19 protein-coding genes and 2 pseudogenes are annotated in these 19,462 nt (G+C 69.4%); 10 read left to right on the top strand and 11 right to left on the bottom strand.

Going from position 1 to position 19,462, the window contains the following annotated elements; all coding sequences use genetic code 11:
* Positions 1-28: 28 nt before the first annotated feature.
* The 5 genes from JI751_RS10880 to JI751_RS10860 all read right to left on the bottom strand — a co-directional run bounded on the left by JI751_RS10880 (position 29) and on the right by JI751_RS10860 (position 4,399).
* Positions 29-556 (bottom strand): hypothetical protein, encoded by a 528-nt coding sequence (locus tag JI751_RS10880; protein ID WP_201936177.1) that lies wholly within the window; start codon positions 554-556, stop codon positions 29-31.
* Between the two features lie 13 nt (positions 557-569).
* The gene (locus JI751_RS10875) at positions 570-989 is read right to left on the bottom strand and encodes a single-stranded DNA-binding protein (protein WP_201936175.1); all 420 of its coding nucleotides are present in this window, start codon (positions 987-989) and stop codon (positions 570-572) included.
* 522 nt (positions 990-1,511) lie between these two features.
* Positions 1,512-1,847 (bottom strand): superinfection immunity protein, encoded by a 336-nt coding sequence (locus JI751_RS10870; protein WP_201936173.1) that lies wholly within the window; start codon positions 1,845-1,847, stop codon positions 1,512-1,514.
* A gap of 413 nt (positions 1,848-2,260) precedes the next feature.
* Entirely contained in the window at positions 2,261-3,307 is a 1,047-nt protein-coding gene (locus tag JI751_RS10865) for a helix-turn-helix domain-containing protein (RefSeq protein WP_201936171.1), read from the bottom strand.
* 36 nt (positions 3,308-3,343) lie between these two features.
* On the bottom strand, positions 3,344-4,399 hold the full coding sequence (locus tag JI751_RS10860; protein WP_201936169.1) for an alpha/beta hydrolase: 1,056 nt from the start codon (positions 4,397-4,399) through the stop codon (positions 3,344-3,346).
* 116 nt (positions 4,400-4,515) lie between these two features.
* Between JI751_RS10860 and JI751_RS10855 the strand changes: the two genes are divergently transcribed.
* The gene (locus JI751_RS10855; protein WP_201936167.1) at positions 4,516-5,691 is read left to right on the top strand and encodes a serine hydrolase domain-containing protein; all 1,176 of its coding nucleotides are present in this window, start codon (positions 4,516-4,518) and stop codon (positions 5,689-5,691) included.
* Between the two features lie 297 nt (positions 5,692-5,988).
* Here JI751_RS10855 and JI751_RS10850 read toward each other — a convergent pair whose 3' ends face one another.
* Positions 5,989-6,291, bottom strand: coding sequence for a hypothetical protein (locus JI751_RS10850; RefSeq protein WP_236666068.1), 303 nt, complete (start codon positions 6,289-6,291; stop codon positions 5,989-5,991).
* Positions 6,292-6,486: 195 nt separating this feature from the next.
* On the opposite strand from JI751_RS10850, the gene JI751_RS10845 reads away from it, so the two are divergent.
* The 3 genes and pseudogenes from JI751_RS10845 to JI751_RS10835 all read left to right on the top strand — a co-directional run.
* Positions 6,487-6,765 (top strand): MEDS domain-containing protein, encoded by a 279-nt coding sequence (locus JI751_RS10845; protein ID WP_236666067.1) that lies wholly within the window; start codon positions 6,487-6,489, stop codon positions 6,763-6,765.
* Complete coding sequence (locus tag JI751_RS10840; RefSeq protein WP_201936163.1) at positions 6,762-6,908, top strand: response regulator transcription factor; 147 nt, start codon at positions 6,762-6,764, stop codon at positions 6,906-6,908. The genes JI751_RS10845 and JI751_RS10840 overlap by 4 nt, the downstream gene beginning before the upstream one ends.
* Before the next feature lie 105 nt (positions 6,909-7,013).
* Positions 7,014-7,145 (top strand): annotated as a pseudogene (locus JI751_RS10835) (Hsp70 family protein); the annotation flags it as partial.
* Here the strand turns inward: JI751_RS10835 and JI751_RS10830 are convergent.
* Positions 7,137-7,631, bottom strand: a complete 495-nt coding sequence (locus JI751_RS10830; RefSeq protein WP_372440567.1) for a PadR family transcriptional regulator — start codon at positions 7,629-7,631, stop codon at positions 7,137-7,139. The pseudogene JI751_RS10835 and the gene JI751_RS10830 sit on opposite strands and share 9 nt — an antisense overlap.
* A 116-nt stretch (positions 7,632-7,747) precedes the next feature.
* Between JI751_RS10830 and JI751_RS10825 the strand changes: the two genes are divergently transcribed.
* From JI751_RS10825 to JI751_RS10800, 6 genes are read left to right on the top strand one after another with little or no spacing between them, the layout of a single operon-like run.
* Positions 7,748-9,319 carry a class I adenylate-forming enzyme family protein gene (locus JI751_RS10825; protein WP_201936160.1) on the top strand — a complete coding sequence of 524 codons (1,572 nt, stop codon included), beginning with the start codon at positions 7,748-7,750 and terminating at the stop codon, positions 9,317-9,319.
* A complete protein-coding gene (locus tag JI751_RS10820; protein ID WP_201936159.1) occupies positions 9,316-11,733 on the top strand; it encodes a xanthine dehydrogenase family protein molybdopterin-binding subunit in 2,418 nt (805 codons plus the stop codon). Before JI751_RS10825 ends, JI751_RS10820 begins: the two co-directional genes overlap by 4 nt.
* Before the next feature lies 1 nt (position 11,734).
* Positions 11,735-12,514, top strand: coding sequence for an enoyl-CoA hydratase/isomerase family protein (locus JI751_RS10815; protein WP_201936158.1), 780 nt, complete (start codon positions 11,735-11,737; stop codon positions 12,512-12,514).
* Between the two features lie 7 nt (positions 12,515-12,521).
* The gene (locus JI751_RS21820; RefSeq protein WP_201936157.1) at positions 12,522-13,430 is read left to right on the top strand and encodes an FAD binding domain-containing protein; all 909 of its coding nucleotides are present in this window, start codon (positions 12,522-12,524) and stop codon (positions 13,428-13,430) included.
* Positions 13,427-14,677, top strand: coding sequence for a xanthine dehydrogenase family Fe-S subunit (locus JI751_RS10805; RefSeq protein WP_201936156.1), 1,251 nt, complete (start codon positions 13,427-13,429; stop codon positions 14,675-14,677). Before JI751_RS21820 ends, JI751_RS10805 begins: the two co-directional genes overlap by 4 nt.
* Positions 14,678-14,680: 3 nt before the next feature.
* Positions 14,681-16,042 (top strand): MFS transporter, encoded by a 1,362-nt coding sequence (locus JI751_RS10800; RefSeq protein ID WP_201936155.1) that lies wholly within the window; start codon positions 14,681-14,683, stop codon positions 16,040-16,042.
* A gap of 50 nt (positions 16,043-16,092) precedes the next feature.
* On the opposite strand, the pseudogene JI751_RS21815 reads toward JI751_RS10800, so the two are convergent.
* The 4 genes and pseudogenes from JI751_RS21815 to JI751_RS10785 all read right to left on the bottom strand — a co-directional run.
* Positions 16,093-16,287 (bottom strand): annotated as a pseudogene (locus tag JI751_RS21815) (PucR family transcriptional regulator); the annotation flags it as partial.
* Between the two features lie 554 nt (positions 16,288-16,841).
* On the bottom strand, positions 16,842-18,038 hold the full coding sequence (locus tag JI751_RS10795; RefSeq protein ID WP_201936153.1) for an alpha/beta fold hydrolase: 1,197 nt from the start codon (positions 18,036-18,038) through the stop codon (positions 16,842-16,844).
* The gene (locus JI751_RS10790; RefSeq protein WP_201936151.1) at positions 18,035-18,787 is read right to left on the bottom strand and encodes an IclR family transcriptional regulator; all 753 of its coding nucleotides are present in this window, start codon (positions 18,785-18,787) and stop codon (positions 18,035-18,037) included. The genes JI751_RS10795 and JI751_RS10790 overlap by 4 nt, the downstream gene beginning before the upstream one ends.
* Positions 18,784-19,437, bottom strand: coding sequence for a hypothetical protein (locus JI751_RS10785; RefSeq protein ID WP_201936150.1), 654 nt, complete (start codon positions 19,435-19,437; stop codon positions 18,784-18,786). The genes JI751_RS10790 and JI751_RS10785 overlap by 4 nt, the downstream gene beginning before the upstream one ends.
* Positions 19,438-19,462 lie beyond the last annotated feature (25 nt).

Here is a 19,462-nt window from a genome sequence, read left to right as displayed (position 1 = left end):
GCGGCGGCGCCCATGAGGCGGATCTGGCTCAGCCGAGCACGGACCGCCTGGCCACGGCCTCGGCGGCTCCGCGCCTGCACACGTCGGCGCGCACAACCTCCTCGAAGTCGCGCCGGCGGTCGGTGATGGAGATCTCGCCGCCGAGTTCCACACCCTTCTCGCCGGGCCAGACCGTCTGGCGGGTCGGGCGATCGCGGTCGAGGCGGGTGCCGCAGATCGCGACCCAGTCCCGCAGCCGGTTTCGGGCCTCGGCGAAGTCACGCATCCACGCGATCGGTGCCGACGGGCTCGCGGTCTCGTGGTAGCAGCTGAGCCAGTGGGTGTGCAGGGCGGAGAACTCCCAGACGAACTCGTCGTGGCGGTGCCAGTGCGGCGGGACGATCGACGCCGGCAGCCCGAAGGTAACCTTCAGCCAGGTCACCCAGGCGTCCAGGTCATGCCACTCGCGGTCAGCCTCCTCGGAACCGAGGAGATTCCAGTTGATCGACTCCGGCGGACGCTCGAGAAGGTCGGTGACGCCGCGGTAGTCTTCGTCGGGCTCGTCGTACATGCCCATGGTCGACCGCGTCTCAGATCGCGATGGGCGGCGGCTCAGGGACTGGTGTCAGCGAGCGATCCGGTGCCGCGTGGCGGCCGCGCTGCACGAGGTAGTCGGTCTTGTTGATGTTGTGGCCGATCTTCTTGGCGACGAACTCTTCCTTGATCACGCTGGCGCCGTCGCGGCTCTCGACCTCGTACTCGTGGATGTAGCCGCTCGCGACGAACGAGTCGCCCTTGCGGAACCGCGCGTAGGTCTCGCGGGCCGTGCTCTCGAACGCGAACATGTCGTGGAAAGTCGGGTCGAGCTTGGTGAAGCTCCCGTCGACCTCCTTGCGCCACTGTTCGACGCCGACGCGCAGCCGGCAGCACTCGGCGCCCTGCTTGGTGAAGTGGAGCTCCGGCGCCGACGCGACGAAGCCGACCAGGCTCATCTGGGTGGGAATGGACATTCTGACTCCTGAGCTGGGCAGCCCACCGTGCGAGCTGCGGTCAAGAGTTAGGTGCGAGCGCGAGGACAAGACTGTCGGAGCGGAGCCCCGTATACGCGGCGAAGCGACGCACGGCGACTGTTGCACGGTGGAGGCTGGCCATCGAAGGGAGTTGGTCGGTAATCTGACGTCTCGTCAGACGGAGACATACACGCTCCGAACCGGGCCGAGCGACTTCTGCCGCGAACCCATCGTGCCGGGCTGGATATGAGCCAGTTGAGCATGCGCCCTGAGGAACGGTCGCGATGCTCGACTGCTCGAAGAAGTCCTATCCAAGCCAGGGGGGCGCGGAACGCGCCTTGCACGCGATTCAGAACTCTTGCCGGTCAGATGGTCAAAAGGCTCCGACCGGGTCCTACTGGTGCGGCCTCTGCAAGGCCTGGCACCTGACCTCGAAATCGAAGAGCCGAACTCCGAGCTGGCTCAGAAAGAGACGATCTCCCGACCGCGTGGGACGGGGATAGGCAGTCGCGGCGGAATGGGTCACGGGTGCGAGTGCGCTGAACGGACCTCTTGGTCAGGGACGTTGGCGAGGGTCCGTGCGCCGACACTCCGAGCGGGGAAGCCACGGCGCCAACGTCCCGGTCGGTACACGCTAAGCACCCGGTGCGGGCCCATCGCCATGATGATGGCGACGACCCATCCCACTATCGTCCAGTCGAGCAGCAGGTTGACCCAGAAGACGGACCAGTGATTCGCCTTGCCCCTGACAGCAGCCACCATCCACGGCAGCATGTAACCGGCAGTCAGGACCGTGGCGGTGATAGCGAGCACCGTAGCGAGGCGGTCATCCCGCTGATCAGTAATGATCTGGCTCACCCTGGTCATGGTACGGCGGGGGGACTCGCGCGTTGATGGCGGAGCGGTTTGCTGAAAGCCATGCGGCGCGTGCTCAGCCGGAGTCTGGATACACCCGCACATCTGCTGTTCCGTGCGCTCATCGGAGCCGATCCGCATGTTCGACAATCGCGCCGACCATCGGGTCTCCGACTTCGACGCGCCACAATGCCAGTGCGAGCGAGTCAACGCCGGAAATGAGGTCCGCCGGTCGCGGTCGCGTACTTGCATGCGGAGATGCGCATGTTGTCGCCTCAAGTTCGAGGGACCCCGCCCATCGGCATGTCATGTCCGGATACTCAAGATGCGCCGTCAGGCGGCGGAAAGACGCAACAGCGGGGCCCTTCAAGATACCGGTGTGATCGCGGATCTAGCCGAACCGACCGTCAGAACCCTCAAGGTGTGGCGGTGGGCGCGGGCAGGTCCAAGACGCGCGAGTGGCGCAGGCGCCAGACGAGGTACGCCGTTCCAAGGCGTGTGCGCCCGTAGCCCTCGAACGGGTCGAACCCGAGGGTCGCGTTCACGGTCTCGAGGCGCGACTGCATCGTGCTGTGGTGCACGCCGGCTTCGCGAGCTGCCTGCCGCAACGAGTGTGACCGGACCACCGAGGCCAAGGTCTCCGCGCCCCACGCATAGGCCATCACCGCGTCGACCAGCGCGACGTCGGGCTGGAAGGAACTGTCCGGCGCGTCGGCGAGCAGCCCGATCAGTCCGCCGAAGTCGTCGGCCAGGACCGACCCGACCGCCGGCGGATCGCACAGCCGCAGCGCGACGAGAGCTGTGCGGAAGGAGTGGTGGAGGTCCTCCACCTCGGTGGCCACGCCGACCCCGCTGGGTACAGCGGTCACCTCGTGGGCACTGGCCGGTAGGACCAGCGCGTGGATTGCACCGAAACGCGTTGCAACGACGTCCTCGGGGCCCTGGGGGTGCTCGGGCCACACGGCAAAGAGCGGCGCACAGACCACTCGGTAGCGCGTTCCCGGACGCAGTCCGAGGGTGATCGCGGAGACGCAGCGGGCCTGCACGTCCACTTCGGGATCGAGCAGCAGGCTCAGGTCGCGCCGGTGGTCGCTCTCACGCCCGCGGCCGTGCCGCATGCGGACCGCCAGGGCGAGTCGCTCCAGCACGATGGCGTCGTTGGGCTGCCGCGCCCCGTTCCGCTCCAACCACACTGTCAGTCCGTCGCTCACATCCTGCTGGAAGGCCGGGTCCACCTCCGGTCGTATGTCGTCCGCGTGATGGCCGCGGGGATCGATGCGCACGGTCCGGCCCGGCGTCTCGGAGTGGAAGCCGGCGATGCAGCCAGCGAGCGATGCGGCAGCGGCAAGCAGCGCGCGCGTGTTGACATTGCCGACCATGAGCTCGTCGAAGCAGGCGATGACGCGCAGCCCGAGGCTCGCGCTCGGGTCGAGCCGGGCAATGCGGCCGAGCAGCTCCTGCACGACGACCTCCTTCTGCGAGCGAGCGTAGTCCGGTTCTCAGTCGGCGATGATCCGCTCGACCCAGTCGTTCCTGGCCCGGATCATGGCGCGGCCGACGGAGGTATGGGCGGCAAAGATGTCGCATGCGTGGAAGGCCCCCGACCACACGTGCAGCTCCGCGTCACCGCCCACACGCCAGATCCCGTCTGCGTAGGCGATCGCCTCGTCGCGGAAGATCTCGGCGGCACCCACGTCGATGAACGCCGGCGGCAGGCCCGAGAGGTCCGTTGCGCGGGCGGGGGCGGCGTACTCTGACACCGCCTCGGTGCCACGGGCGTCGCCGAGCAGAGCGGTCCAGCCGGTCTCGTTGCTGACGCGGTCCCACACGCCGATGCCGTCGAACTGGTGGGTCGAGGCCGTGGTGCCGCGGTCGTCGAGCATCGGGTAGTCGAGTACCTGACCCCGTAGCGCCGGTCCGTTCCGGTCGCGGGCTGCGAGCGCAAGGCCTGCTGCGAGCCCACCTCCGGCGCTCGCTCCTGCGACCACGAGGCGGTCACGCCGCAGGCCCCAATCCCCTGCACGCGAGGCAGCGGCCTCGAGCGCGGCGTACATGTCGTCGAAGGGGTACGGGTGCCGGTGCTCGGGTGCCAGCCGATACTCCACCGTCACGAGGACCGCGCCGAAGTCGGACACCCAGTCGAGAACCAGGTCGATCCCGCTGAAGCGGTCGCCGAACATCAGCCCGCCCGAGTGCGCATACACCACCCCCGGGCGCTCACCAAGCGCATCCTTGGGACGCAGCACCGACACGGCGACCTCATGCCCGTCCGGAGCGACGACCACGTCGTCGGTGCAGACGATGCCCTTCGCAAGGAGGAGGTCATCGATCGGCGGCGCCGCGTAGGACGTACGCATGAAGTCGATGAGGTCGGGCGTGATCGTCGGCGGGAACATGCCGCCAACCACCGCCAGGCCGGCCCGCAGCTCAGCGTCGAATGGCGGGCGCGCGACGGGCTGCACCTCGGCTGTCACAGGTCTCTCCGCATCTTCTGCAATCAGGAAACCGCAGTCTGTCTTAGTAGATCGGCTGGCTCGCCAGCCTGCCACCGCCATGTGGCGGTCGTCACTCCTCCGACCCAGACGTGTTGTCGGTTCCCACTCGCCACCGGTTGGAAGACGGTGGTCGGCAGCCGGACGGAGAAACCGTCCCCGCACTCTGAGGAGCAGCCATGGCCACACACATCGACGGATCCGGGATCGACCGCGTGCTCGCAGACGCCGTGTCGGACGGCGCAGTGCCGCACGTCGCAGCGATCGTCGCCGACCGCGACGGCGTCCTCTACGAGGGCGGCGCCGGGATCCGCATAGCGGGAGAGTCTGATGACCCGGTCGGCACCTCCACCCACTTCCGCATCATGTCGATGACCAAGATGGTCTGCACCGTCGCTGCGCTGCAGCAGAAGGAACGTGGCGAGCTCGACTTCGACGCTCCGGTGGAGGAGTACGTCCCGGACTTTGCCGACGTCAAGGTGCTCGAGGGGTTCGACGGGGACGAGCCCATCCTGGTCGAGCCGCGCACGAAGGCCACGGTTCACCACCTCGTGACGCACACCTCTGGCCTGGGGTACTGGTTCTGGAACGACCAGCTCGTGAAGTACGAAGCGGCGACTGGCGTCCCGAACGTCGTACCCGGATCGATGGCCGCCTTCGGTGCGCCCATGACGGCGCACCCCGGGGAGAAGTACGTGTACGGCATCAACACCGACTGGCTCGGCCGCGTCGTGGAGGCCGTCGCCAGCAAGAGGCTGGACGCAGTCATCGACGAGGGCATCGCTGGCCCGCTCGGCATGAGCAGCACCACATTCCACCCGGACCAGACGCAGATGGACAACGCCGTCACCGTCCACGTGAAGGGCGAGGACGGCACATGGGCGTCGGCTGGCAACATCCTCAACACTGAACCCGACTGGTGGGCGGGCGGCCACGGCCTCTTCTCCACCCCCCGCGACTACATCCGCTTCGAGCAGGCGCTCCTGCGAGGTGGCGAGCTCAACGGCGTGCGCATCCTGGACGAAGCCACGGTCGACGCCGCCTTCACCAACCAGATCGGCGACCTCGACTTCCCCGCCGAGATCCCGACCGCCGACCCGCCGATCACCGACACGATGTATGCCGGCCCCGGCAACAAGTGGGGCTACGGACTCCTGCTCAACAGCCATGACATCCCTGGCCGCCGCCGCGCCGGCACCGGGTCGTGGGCGGGGCTCTTCAACACCCACTTCTTCATCGACCGCACGACCGGTATCTGCGCCTCGATCTACACCAACTCGCTGCCCTTCATCACGCGTCACGAGGCCTGGAAGCTCTACGGAGACTTTGAGGAGGCGGTGTACGCCGCGCTCTGATCGGACCGGGCGTGGAACCCATGCTCGGCGGTAAGCGCAGGACAGAGGCTCCTCGTGCACGTCTGGCGCCCGAGCCGCCTGGTGTAGCAGCGACGTCACCACTCGCCAAACCGCTTGTGGTGAACCTGGAGAGGTAAGAATGGCCCACCCGCGAAAGACCGAGTCCTCGAGGAGATTGGCCCACCGTCGCGCACTCATCTCGGCAAGCCCAGAAGCTGCGAGCGTCCCCGACAGGCGGCGCAATGTCGCGCCCCGGACGGTACGCGGCGGAATGTCGCACGTTCGGCCGCCTGGCTGTCACTCAAATTCGCTGGTCGGTAGGTCGTCGACGGGACGTCTTGCCCGTCTCGGTGTCCCGCGTTCCCACCAGTCGCTCAGGGGAGCTCTGTGCAGCTGGCCCGCTGTCACCTGGGCGTTGCCGATGTTGCAGAACTTCCAGAGTTCTTTCGCGGCGCGTGAGTACTGGAACAAGACCTCGTCGACGTCGAAGGCCCTGAGTTCGCCGCTGCGGAACCGGTCATTCGCGGCGGCTACGTGTGCGACGAAGTTCGGCGAGCTCCGCCTCGTGGTACGTCGCCACCCCCTCACGAGCTTGCTCACGATCTGACTTCTGGGACACGAACTGGGGCTAGTGCGGATCGCCGAACGAGAGGATGCGCGCACGCTGCGGTATGAGGGCGCTGTTGGCTTCTTGCTGTGAGCGCCCGCATGGTCAGCGGCGTAGTGTGGGGACACTGCCCGGCATCCGCCCTAGGGCGGCATGGAGGCGACCCGCGCGCCCAGGTCGTCGAGCACATGCCCGCCATCCTCATCTGCCTCTACGACCTGCCGAGGTTCGGCGCCGACACGCTCGTCGAGCTGCTCTATACCCACCCCAAGGTCGTGCTGGACCGAACGGTGATCGACAACCCCCACTACCTACCGCCGACGGATTACCCCGCCGCCAGCGTCGCCGCGGCGAACCGGTATCCCATGGTCAGGGTAGGTTCGCCCGGCGAGGAGGGCACGGACCAAGGATGGGCGTCACTCACCGACGGCGAGCTGCGCGTCGTGGCCGGGTGGCTCAGGGGATGACCAACCGCAGTATCGCCGTGGAGCTCTACCTCTCCCGTCACACCGTGGACGCCCATCTCAAACATGTCTACCTCAAGCTCGACATCCACTCGCGGGTCGAGCTGACCGTGCTGGCGCTGCAGCACCGTCTGCCCATCCACTAGCAGGCAGCGGCCGCCCCGCCCAGAAGCACCCGTTCACGGGATGCAGGCGACCCGGAGCCGCGAGGAGCATGGCCCTCACACGAGCTTCCGGCGGATTGAGTGGTCATGGGCAGGGCAGTCGGCATCGACCTGGAAACGCCGAACTCGGTGATCGCGGCGATGGAAGGTGGGCAGCCGCAGGTCATCCCCAACGCGGAGGGCAACCGGACGACACCGTCCGTGGCGGGGCTACTGAGAGCTGCGTTCCTTCTCCAGCTTGCGCCAGAACTTCAGCGCGGCGTACTCGAGCTCGAGCCCCAGCTGCAGGGGCACCATGCGGTCGGCGACCTCGTCACGCTCGGAGAAGCGGGCCTGCATCGACTCGTAGACCTCGATGCGGTCCTGGTGCTGGAGGATCTGCTCACGCGCCAGGTTCAGCACGTCCTCCGGCTGGGCGAACTCGCCGAAGAACAGCTTGAGCTCGGCGACGTCGCGCACCTGGAGCTGCTCCGTGGTGGGCTCGGCCAACCAGGCGCTCAGTGCGTCGCGGCCCTCGTACGTGATCGTGTAGGTCTGCCGACGTCTGCCCTCGGACTCCACCTCGAGGTCGAGGAGCCCCAGCTCCCCGAGCCGTTTCGGCTCGGAGTAGAGCTGGGCGTGCGGGAAGGGCCAGAAGTAGCCGACCGAGTGGTTCACCGCGCGCTTGAGGTCGTACGAGGTGCTCGGCCCCCGCATCGCGATCATGCCGAGGACGACGTACGACGTGGTGGTCAACTTTCCCATTGACATGGTCCGAACCATACCGTAACCTTCGGGTCGTTCGAACCAGACCGTATGAATCAGACGATCGGATCGGGACCATGGATCTTGCCACCGCCTTCCGATGTACCACGGAGCGCTACCCGCATCGCCGGGCCGTCGGCGGCCCTGCTCCCATGACGTACGCCGAGTGGGACGCCCGGACGGACCGGGTGGCACACGCCCTCGGCGCGCTCGGCGCCGGTCCCGGGAAACGGGCGATCTTCCTGCTCCAGGGCGGGGAGCCTCTCGCCACGCTGCACCTGGCCGCGCAGAAGGCCGGCATCGCCTCGCTCCCGCTCTCGACCAGGTTCGGCCCCGACGAGCTCGCGTACTGCATCTCCGACTGCTTGCCGGTGCTGCTCGCGGTCGACGAGACCACCCACGCCCTGGTCGCGCTGGCGCTGGAGAGCATCGAGCAGCCGCCCACCGTCGTGTGGGCCGGCGCCGCTGCCGACGCGCCCCGGGGCACGGTCTCCTTGACGGCCGCGATCGAACAAGCCCGCTCCGGCCCGGTCTCCTTCGTGCCGAGTGATGCTGACATCAGCGTGATGCTCTACACCTCCGGCACCACCGGTCGCCCCAAGGGGGTGCCGCGCACGCACGCCGCCGAGTTCCACTCGGCGCTCGCCCACCTGCTGCAGACCGGCCATGCCCCCGGCGAGGTGACCCTCGGCGTGATGCCGCTCTTCCACACGATGGGTCTGCGCAGCCTGCTGGCCACCGTCCTGGCCGCCGGCACCTGGGTGCCCCAGGCGAAGTTCGACGCCGACGCGTCACTCGAGCTCATTGTCCGGGAGAAGGTCGGCGCGCTCTACCTCGTGCCGACGATCTTCTGGGCGCTGCTCCAGACCGGGCGCCTCGGCGAGGCGACGTCGGTGCGCAAGCTGGCCTACGCCGGGGCGTCGATGACTCCGACCCTGGCCGAGGGGCTGGGGGAGACCCTGAACCCTGAACGGTTCGTCAACCACTTCGGCAGCACCGAGATCTACACGTTCTCGATCGGTCCCGACGGCATCGCGAAGCCCGGGTGCGCCGGCCGCGCCGGGGTCTTCTCCCGGCTCCGGCTCGTCGATCCCGACCCCGGCGCCCACCCCGACCAGGTCGTCGCGGACGGCGAGCAGGGCCAGGTCGCGGTCTCCATGGACAGCCCCGAGGCGTTCGCGGGCTACTGGAACCGTCCGGACGCCGACGCGAAGTCGATCCGCGACGGCTGGTACTTCACCGGCGACCTGGCCACCACCGACGAGGACGGTGACCTATGGGTCTCCGGGCGGGTCGACGACATGATCAACTCCGGCGGGGAGAACATCTATCCCGAGGAGATCGAGAACGCCCTCGCGCGGTGTCCCGACCTGGCCGAGGTCATCGTGGCGGGCACACCGGACGACAAGTGGGGGCACGCGGTCACCGCCTTTGTGGTCGGGCCGCCGGGCGTCGACCCGGCCCACACCCTCGCGAAGGTCGAGGCCTACGTCCGCGACGCCTCCGGCCTGCCGTCGATGAAGCGGCCCAAGCGCATCGTCGTGGTCGACCGGATCCCCAGGTCGGCCGTCGGCAAGACCCTGCGCCGACACCTGGTCGCCGGCGACTTCTCGGCGCTCGCGGACTCCACCGGAACGACGCCGCGATGAGCACGCCGAGCAAGACCGGACCCAGCCGCATCGAGGACGCCGCCCTGCTGACCGGGCAGGGGCGCTTCCTCGACGACATGGACCCGCTGCCCGGCACCCTCGTCGCCGCCGTGGTGCGCAGCCCGCACGCGCACGCCCGGATCAAGGCAGTGAACCTCGACGCCGCGCGCAGGCACCCGGGCGTGGCCGCCGTCATCGGTCCGGACGAGGTCCTGGCCACCCTGCGGCCGTTCCCTCTGTCGGTGAAGGCGCCGACCCCCTACTACCCGACCGCGACCGACAAGACCCGGTTCGTGGGCGAGCCCGTGGTGGTGGTCGTTGCCGCGGACCGCTACTCCGCCGAGGACGCCGCGGAGCTCGTCGAGATCGAGTACGAGGTGCTGCCCGCCGTCGTACGGACGGACCAGGCGCTCGAGGACGACGCACCCCGGCTGCACGACCAGGCCGACAGCAACGTCGCCACCGATCGCACCTTCACGTTCGGCGAGGTCGACGCGGCCTTCGACCGGGCGCCCCACACCGTGACGGGCCGCTACTCGTTCCCGCGGTACTCCTCTATGCCGATGGAGTGCTACTCCGTCGTCGCCGACTGGCAGGACCGCGCCGACGGGCCCGAGGTCACCGCCTGGTCGAACTTCCACGGACCGTTCTCGATGGCCCCGGTCGTAGCCGGCTGCCTCGGCATCCCGACCTCGTCGCTGCGGCTCATCGTCCCGGCCGACATCGGGGGCAGCTTCGGCATCAAGTCGGCCGTCTACCCCTACATCGCGCTGATGGCACTCGCCAGCAAGCACGCCGGCCGGCCGGTGCGCTGGACCGAGGACCGGCTCGAGCACCTGCAGGCCAGCTCGTCGGGCTCCGACCGGCTGATGACGTTCTCGGCGGCGGTCGACGCCGACGGTGTCGTCAACGCCCTGCGCGTCGACCTGGTGGACAACGTGGGCGCCTACCTGCGTCCTCCCGAGCCCAGCACGCTCTACCGCTGCTTCGGCAACATCACCGGCACCTACCGCATCGACGAGGTCGAGATCCGGGCCCGCGCGGTCGTCACCAACAAGGCACCGACCGGGCTCAACCGGGGGTTCGGCGGCCAGCAGCTCTACTTCGGTCTCGAGCGACTGATCGACGACATCGCGGCCGAGCTCGGGCTCGACCCGGCCGACGTACGCCGCCGCAACCTGCTCAACGCGGACCAGTTCCCGCACGCCACGCCCAGCGGAGGGATCTACGACAGCGGTGACTACCACCGCGCCTTCGAGCTGGCCCTTCAGAACGTCGACTACGACAGGCTGCGCAAGGAACAGGCCGTCGCCCGCGAGAACGGGGAGTGGATGGGCATCGGCATGGCCACCATCGTCGACCCGTCCGCCACCAACATCGGCTACGTCGGCCTGGCGACGCCGGTGCAGGACCGGACGGCGAAGCGAGGCAAGTCGGGCTCGACCGAGCACGTCCGGATCAGCGTCGACCTGCAGGGAGTGGTCTCGGTGCTGCTCGGCACGGTCCCGCAGGGACAGGGCCACGCCACCGTGGCCCGCGACATCGTCGCCCAGCACCTCGGCCTCCCCGTCGAGCAGGTCCGGCCGCGCGTCGAGATGGACACCGCCAGCACCCCGTGGACGATCAGCTCCGGCAGCTACTCCTCCCGGTTCGCGCCGCTGCTGACCAGTGCCCTGCTCGAGGCCGCCGACGGCATCGCAGCCACCATCAAGCTCGCGGCAGGCGTACTGCTCGAAGCCGACCCCGACTCACTGGAGCTGGCCGACGGCCACGTGCGCGTGATGGAGGACCCGGACCGGTCGGTCGAGTTCAGGCACGCCGCCGGGCTGGTGCACTGGGACCCGGGCTCGCTGCCCGAGGGTGTCCCGGCGCGCCTCTACGAGGAGGCGGCCTTCACCCCGCCGCAGTCCAAGGCGGCCTCTCGGACCGACCAGATCAACTCCAGCCTCTGCTACGGGTTCGTGGCCGAGGTGGTGGTCGTCCGGATCGACCCGGAGACGATGCGGGTCTCGGTCGAGAACGTCTCGAGCGTGCACGACGCCGGCACGATCCTGAACCAGACGCTGCTCGACGGCCAGATCCACGGTGCCCTGGCGCAGGCCCTCGGCGGTGCGCTGTACGAGGAGATGACCTACTCCGACGCGGGCCAGCCGACCGCGGGCACCTTCATGGACTACCTGTGCCCCACCTCGGCGGAGTCGTCCTTCCCGCTCATCAGCGACCACGTGGTCACGCCCTCGCCGCTCACCCGACTCGGCGCGAAGGGCTCCGGCGAGGGCAGCTCGATGAGCCTGCCGGTCGCGATAGCCAACGCCGTCGCCGACGCGCTGGCGCCCGAGGGCGTCGCGATCAGCTCGCTGCCCCTGCACGGAAACGTCCTTCACCAACTGCTCCACCAGACGAAAGGAACCTGACATGCCCCTCACTGGAGGAGAGATCCGGCTCGACCGCAGTCACGATGGCAGGGTCGCCAACCTGACGCTGTCGCACGGCCGCTACAACGTCATCACCTGGGAGACCCGCCAGGTGATGGCCGACCGCTTCGTCGAGATCGACGCGGACCGGGACGTGAAGGTCGTCGTGATCCGCGCCGAGGGCGAGCACTTCACCTCCGGCGGCGACATCGCCGGCTTCATGGAGGTCGACCCGGTCGACCTGACCGACCTCGGCCACAACGTGACCGCGGCCGCCCGCAGCCCCAAGCCCGTGATCGCCGCGATCGACGGCTACTGCTTCGGCGTCGGCCTCGAGCTGGCGCTCGCCTGCGACATCCGGATCGCAACCGACCGGTCGCGGTTCGCCCTGCCCGAGATGAAGCTCGGCATGATCCCCGGCAGCGGTGGCACGCAGCGACTGGCTCGCCTGATCGGCCTGTCGCGAGCGAAGTACCACATCCTCACCGGCGAGCGGATCACCGGACGGCAGGCCCTCGACTGGGGACTCACCTCGCACAACTGCGCCGACGCCGATGAGCTCGAAAGGCGGACCGACGAGGTCGTCGCCATGCTGCTGGGCTACTCGCCGATGGCGCTGCGGACCGCCAAGGAGGTCCTCGACCGGGGCATCGACGGCCCGCTCTACACGGGCATCGAGCTGGAGCGCAAGGCCTACTCGATGCTGCGTGCGAGCCACGACTTCGCCGAGGGCGTCGCCGCGTTCGAGGAGAAGCGCGCGCCGAAGTTCCAGGGTCGGTGAACCAGCTGTGAAGCCTGCCCCGTTCGCCTACGTACGCCCCGGCACGACCGAGGACGCCCTGGCCGAGCTCGGCCGGGACGGCGCCAAGGTGCTGGCCGGTGGCCAGTCCCTCGTGCCGGTGCTGGCGATGCGACTGGGGCGCCCGTCCACGCTCGTCGACATCAACGCGGTCCCCGAGCTCAACCGGATGTCGCGCAGCAACGGCCACCTCCGGGTGGGTGCGACGGTGCGCCAGCGACAGGTCCAGTACGACGACGCCGCGGCGGCCGTACCCCTGCTGCGACTCGCGCTGCCCTGGGTCGGCCACCGGGAGATCCGCAGCCGCGGGACCGTCTGCGGCAGCATCGCGCACGCCGACCCGTCGGCCGAGCTGCCCGCCGTCGCCTCCTGCCTGGACGCCACCATGGTGGTCGCCAGCACGGGGGGCGTCCGGGAGATCCCGGCGAGCGAGTTCTTCACCGGTGCGATGAGCACCGCGGTCCTGCCCGAGGAGCTGCTGACAGAGGTCCGGTTCCCGGTGGCCGAGGACGGCGAGGGCTTCGGGTTCGGCGAGTTCGCCCGCCGGCACGGCGACTTCGCCCTGGCGGGCGTCGCGGTCCGCGTGCGCAGCACCGCCGCGGGGCCCGACGCCCGGATCAGCTGCTTCGGCATCTCCGACCATCCGGTCACCCGCGACGTCTCCCAGCAGCTGCGCGCAGCACTCGACGCCACCGGCGCCGAACCCGATGAGGCCGGCCTGGGCCGGGCGCTGGGGGACCACGCCGCCGGCATCGCCGATGACGTGGTCGACACGGGTGGCGACGCCCACGCGAGTGCGGCGTACCGCCGCCAGCTGATGGCCGGCCTGGTCTCGCGCCAGGTCGTGCGGGCGTACCTGAAATCCATCCGACCCATTCGAGAGGGGGAGTCCTCGTGAGCCTCCCGAACGCCTACGCCCGCACCGAGGCCGACGAGACCGTCGACGTCACCATGACCGTCAACGGCAGCGACGTCACCATGTCGCTCCCGGCCCGGGTGACGCTCTCGGACGCGCTCCGGGACCACCTCGGACTGACCGGCACCCACGTCGGGTGCGAGCACGGGATCTGCGGGATGTGCACCATCCTCGTCGACGGCCAGGCCTCCCGCGCCTGCCTGCTGTTCGCGGTCCAACTCGACGGTGCCGAGATCGTCACCGTGGAGGGCCTCGGGCGCCAGGACGACCTGCACCCGCTGCAGGAGTCGTTCAGCAAGCACCACGCACTCCAGTGCGGCTTCTGCACGCCCGGCTTCCTGATGAGCTCCTACGACCTGCTCACCCACGAGCCCGACGTCGCGACCGGCGACCTGCCCGAGGAGCTGTCCGGGGTCCTGTGCCGGTGCACGGGCTACCGCAACATCATCGACGCCGTCGACGAGGTGGCCAACGCCCACCGCGCCGGCCTGCCCGGGCCCGGCAACTGTGCCCAGCGCACCCTGGTCGGGCGTACACCGACCGGTGCGGGCGCCGCCGCGGCCACGGAATCCGCCGAGGTCGCCGTGCCCGGGGACCACCCCGACGAGATCGCCCTGCCCACCGGCGAGCCCACCATCGTCGTCGATGTCACCAGCCAGCTCGAGTCGACGCCGGACGAGGTGGCTGGGGTCTTCCACGACATCCGGCTGCTCGCCCGCTGCCTGCCCGGCGCGGAGCTGACCGACGAGCTCGGGGACGACTGGTACCGCGGACGGGCCCGGATCGCTCTCGGGCCCGTCCGCCTGTCCTTCGACGGCATCGCGCACGTGCTCGAGCAGCGCGACGACCGCCTCACCCTGAAGGCCCAGGGCAAGGACACCGGTGGCGGCGGCGCCCAGGCGGAGATCGTGATGACGGCCACCCCTTCAGGCACCGGCGTCTCGCTGCACGCCGAGGCCAGGGTCTTCCTCACCGGCCGGATCGCGAGCTTCGGGCGCTCCCTCGCCGGCGACGTCAGTCGCCGCATGTTCGAGGACTTCGCCCGGGGCATGGACCGGGCCGCGGCCGGCGCCGAGCCCGATGTCGGCGCCAAGCCGCCCGGCGCCATGGCGATCCTCTTCGGCGCGCTGTCCGACAGGGCCCGGACCCGCTACAGGAACCTCCGGCAACGCAGCCGGGACCACACGCGACGCGACGGGCGTCGTACCCCCTCCAGAGACGAACGGTGACCCATGTCCCAGCCCACAACTGACCCCGCTGCCGGCGCACCGCCGAGCAAGTCGGCGCTGCCTGCCGCCTTTGCCTCCGTGGCCGGCTGGGCGTTCGACCTGTTCGACCTGTTCCTTCTGCTCTACGTCGCGAAGGCTGTCGGCCAGCAGATCTTCCCGGCAGAGTCGGAGACGCTCAGCCTCGCGCTGGTCTTCGCATCATTCGCCGTCAGCATCGTGATGCGACCCGCCGGCGCGGCCTTCTTCGGCGAGCTCGCCGACCGCAAGGGCCGCAAGACCATCATGGTCACGGTGATGGCCGGCGTCGGTTTGTCGACGGCGGCCATGGGCCTGGTGCCGACATACGCCTCGATCGGCGTCGCCGCCCCGATCATCTTCCTGATCCTGCGCGTCATCCAGGGCCTGTTCGTCGGAGGCGTGACCGCCACCACGCACACCCTGGGCACCGAGAGCGTCCCGCCGCGCTGGCGCGGCCTGATGAGCGGTCTGATCGGTGCCGGCGGCGCCGGGCTGGGTGCGGCCATGGCCAGCGTCGTGTTCATCATCGTGAGCCGGTTCTACCCCGGCGACTCGTTCAACGAGTTCGGCTGGCGGGTGATGTTCTTCAGCGGCCTGATGGGCGGTCTGCTCAGCCTCTTCGTGCTGCGCAAGGTCGAGGAGTCGCCGATGTGGCTCAAGGCCCAAGAGGCCGCGAAGTCCGGTGCGCCGGCTGCGCGGATGCGGTTCCTGGACCTGGTCAAGGGCGAGTACCGCAGCATCACGCTTCTCAACATCGCGGTCGCCGCGGGTGGTGGAGCGATGTACTACCTGACGTCCGGCTTCCTGCCCACGATGCTCGACTCGGTTGTGGGGATGCCGTCCGGTCCGCGCGGCGGGGTGCTGCTTGTCAGCAGCCTGGTCGTCGTCGTCGCGTCGGTCATCGCAGGAGAGGCCAGCCAGCGATACGGCCGCCGCAGGACCATGTTGACCCTTGGCGCGGTCAACATCGTCGCCCTGCCGATCCTCACGCTCTTCATCTCCCGCAGCGACCCCGGCAGTACGACGCGGATCATGCTCGCAGCGTGCCTGCTCGCCTTCCTGGCCAACGCGGCCTACTCGCCGGTGATGATCTTCCTCAACGAGCGCTACCCGACCGCGATCCGCTCCCGAGGCACCGCGGTCTCGTGGAACACCGGCTTCATGCTCGGTGGCCTGCTGCCCACCTTCGTCAACCTGCTGAGCCCGACCGTCTCCGACATCCCGGGCCGACTGGTGGCGTTCATCATCGGCGCGGCGGCGGTCTTCATCGCAGCCGTGCTGTGGAGCCCCGAGACGCGCGGCCGGCTCGACACGGACGTCCGGGCAGGGAAGCGACAGAAGGTCTGACGAGGCGTTGAGCGCCTGGGGGCGCGGCGGAGCCGCCAGGCGCGGAGTGCCAGGTGCAGGTTGAGCTTCGTGTCGACGTCGGCGAGGTCGTGGCCCGAGATCTCGGTGATGCGGTCGAGCCGGTAGCGCAGCGTGTTGCGGTGAACCGAGAGCGCACGTGCCGTGTCGACGTACCTGCCGCCGAGATCGAGGTACGTCGCGAGCGTGGGTACGAGGTCGGTGCCGTCACCGTCGTCGTAGGACATGACAATTCTCCTTATGGCGCACTGAGCGCACTTTGGGCTCGCCCACCCGGGGCTGTGTTGGAGGAACCGGCGCGCGTCATGCGTCGTGCGGCGTTGGGGCTCCAGGATCGCCCGTGGACCAACGCGCAGCGCATCGGAGGACTCGGAGAGGCGCGCGGAAATCCCCGAGGGCACTCAGCGCGGTTTGTCTCTACGGGAGCAGGCCGCCAGTGCCGTAGGCGGGCCTATCTGGCGGGCGCAGGCCGTTGGTCCGACGACCCGGAGCCTGGAGCAAGGTGCTCGGTGGCCGCCCGGTCGTCTAGCACCACGAGTTTGTGCCGGGCAGTCGGCGTGGAGCCCGCAGCGGCGCTGACCGCAGAAGGCCTGAGCAACCGCGCGCGCTGAGAAGCTGGTCATCTCGCACCGCACGGTCGACGGCCACGTCGAGAGGATCCTGGCGAAGGTCGAGTTCACCGCGCGCATCCGGGTGGCCACCTGGACAGCCGCCGTCCGACAGTCGTCTCGGCGGACCTCGTGGTCCTCGACGAGGCTGCGGCCGATCCTCAACCTCCGGCTCAGCCGAGGAAGTCGGTCACGAGCCGGTTGAATCGCTCGGCGTGCTCGATCTGCACCCAGTGTCCGCACCGTCCGAACACGTGCAGCTGAGCCTGGTCGATGAGCTCCAGGAGGCGCAACGAGTTGCTCAGCGGGATGACCCGGTCGTCCCGGCCGTGGACCACCAGCGTCTGGTGGGGTAACGCCGAGATGTCTCGGTCCGGGATGGTCATCGCATCGACGGCCGCCTGGCGAGGAGCGGGGAACATCGCGTCGAAGGCCTCCTGGACCCCCGGTCGGGTCGCCGCCTCCAGCCGCAGCCGTGCGAGGTCGTCGTCGACGAGGGACCGGTCGTGGGCGAAGACGTCGAGCAGGGCCCGCATGTTCGCCAGTGACGGCTCGAAGCCCCAGACGGCATCGAGGCCCGGGGTGAGCTCGAACGGGACGCCGACGCTGCCCATGAGGACCAGCTTGTCCACCCGGTCGGGAACCCTCGTGGCGATGCTCAGCGCGAGGGCGCCACCGAAGCTGTTCCCCACGAGGGACACGCGGTCGAGTTCGAGCGCGTCGAGGAACCCGAGCAGGTGACCCGTCCAGGCCGCGAGGTCGTAGCGAGCGTTCGAGGGCCGCTCGGTGTAGCCGAAGCCCAGCACGTCGGGCGCGAGCACCCGGAAGCTCTCGGCGAGCGCAGGCAGTGTGAGTCGCCAGTTGGCCCAAGCACTGACTCCGGGCCCGGAACCGTGGATGAGCACGACAGGCGGACCCGAACCCTCGTCGTGGTAGTTGGTCAGCACCCCGTCGACAACCACCGACTCACCGATCTCGGGATACGTGGGACGCCCGGCTTCGGCGAGCAGCCACTCGCGCATGGAGACGCGGGGCGCGGGCGCCGGCACCTGGGCCTCGACCCAGCCGTCCACCACGCGCGTCGGGTAGAGCGTCGCTGCGTGGCTCGGCTCGTCGGTGCGCCGGCCCGTCTCGAGGTCGAAGCACCAGAAGTGGCCCGGGCAGGTGAGCACTCCGGCCTTCACGAGCCCACCGGAGAGAGGGATGTCGCGGTGCGGGCAGCGGTCGAGCATCGCGATGAATTGCCCGTCCGGTCTGGTGACCACGCACACCCGGTCGCGGTCCTGGCCGGTGTCTCCGACCACGAGGCCGAGAGGTCGGTCGCGGGGCACCTCCTCGACGAGGCACAGCCGCTCCCAGGACCCGGTCACTCGTGCCATCCCAGTCCGGCCGAGATGCGTTTCGCGGTCTCGATGATCGGGCCGGCGAGGTGACGCAGGCCGGGCTCGACGTCCTCGACGTACTCCGCCACGGAGACCGAGGCGACCACCTGGCCCAGGGGGTCGCGGATCGGTGCCGCGATCGAGCACATGCCTGGTTGCCACTCGCCGCGGTTCTCGCCATAGCCCTGGCTGCGCACGCGATGGAGCTCGGCGAGGAACGCCGCGCGCGTGGTGATCGTCCGCGCTGTCTTCGGGGTCAGGCGTATCTCCTCGATGAGGCTTCGCTGCTGCTCGGCGGGGAGGAACGCGAGCAGCACCTTCCCACTGGCCGTCATGTAGGCGGAGTTGCGACTCCCGACGGCACGAAATACCTGGAGGGTGCCGAGACCCTCGCGGCGCTCGACGTAGAGCACGTCGATGCCGTCGAGGATGGCAACGTGCATCGTGCCGCGGGTCTTGGTGCGCAGCTGGTCGAGGGGGTGTGTGGCTGCCTCGTGCAGCCGCTGCGAGGTCTCGGCGCTGGCGCCCAGCGAGCCCATCGTCGAGGTGAGCCGGAACAGGCCGGTCTCCTCGACCTTCTCGACGAGGCCTTCCTCGACCAGCGTCCACAGGACGCGGTGGGCCGTGCTCTTGCCGACCCCGACACGACGGGCGAGCTGGCTGACTCCCAGCTGGGTGCTGTGCTTGCCGAACTCGCGCAGGATCCGGGCAGCGGTGGCGACGCTGGAGAGCGTCATCGCGACCGAACGTCCTCGAGCAGGGCGGCGAGGGAGGAAGCTGCGGTCGTCCCCGGCGCCGGGACCAGCCTCCCGCCGGAGAGCTCGGCGGCCACCAGTGCCGCGGCTCGGTCCAGGCCGAGGCGTACGCATGCCGCGAACTCGTCCACCAGGGCGGCCTGACGCGGGAGCTCACGCCGGAGACCCTCGAGGTCGCGAGACGTCTTCGCGTGCAGGTTGGCCAACGCGACGCCGGAGTGCTGGGCGTGGTGCGGGGTCAGGCCACCACCGTCCGCGACGGTCAGGTGGTAGATCGCGCCGGAGACGCCGAGGGTTGCCCGGACCGACTCCGGGCTGTCATCGGGCGACACACCGAGGGCGGGGATCACCGACGGGTCGAAGAACCGTAGTGACCACCGCGTGCCGAGGTGCTCGTCGACGATCTCGACCTCCTGCCCGATGGGAGCAGGGAGCGCATCGGAGGTGGCGATCAGGTGCAGCCCGCGGGCGGCCGCTGCGATGACCGTGACGTTGTCGGCCGCCACCAGGGGTAGCCGAGCCCGCTCACCGGGCGGCAGGTGCTGGACATGGTCGAGGTAGGTCGTGTGCACGGCCCAGACGTAGTCGCGCACCGCCTCGCGCTTGGCCTCGGGGGTCGCCTTGCTGTCCACCATCCCAGCGTCACCCCTCTGCGAT

It is taken from the genome of Nocardioides baculatus, from assembly GCF_016735675.1.
GTDB classification, from domain to species: domain Bacteria; phylum Actinomycetota; class Actinomycetes; order Propionibacteriales; family Nocardioidaceae; genus Nocardioides; species Nocardioides baculatus.
The sequence above is the reverse complement of the archived record's forward strand: the minus strand, read 5'-3'. Positions and strand labels throughout refer to the sequence as shown.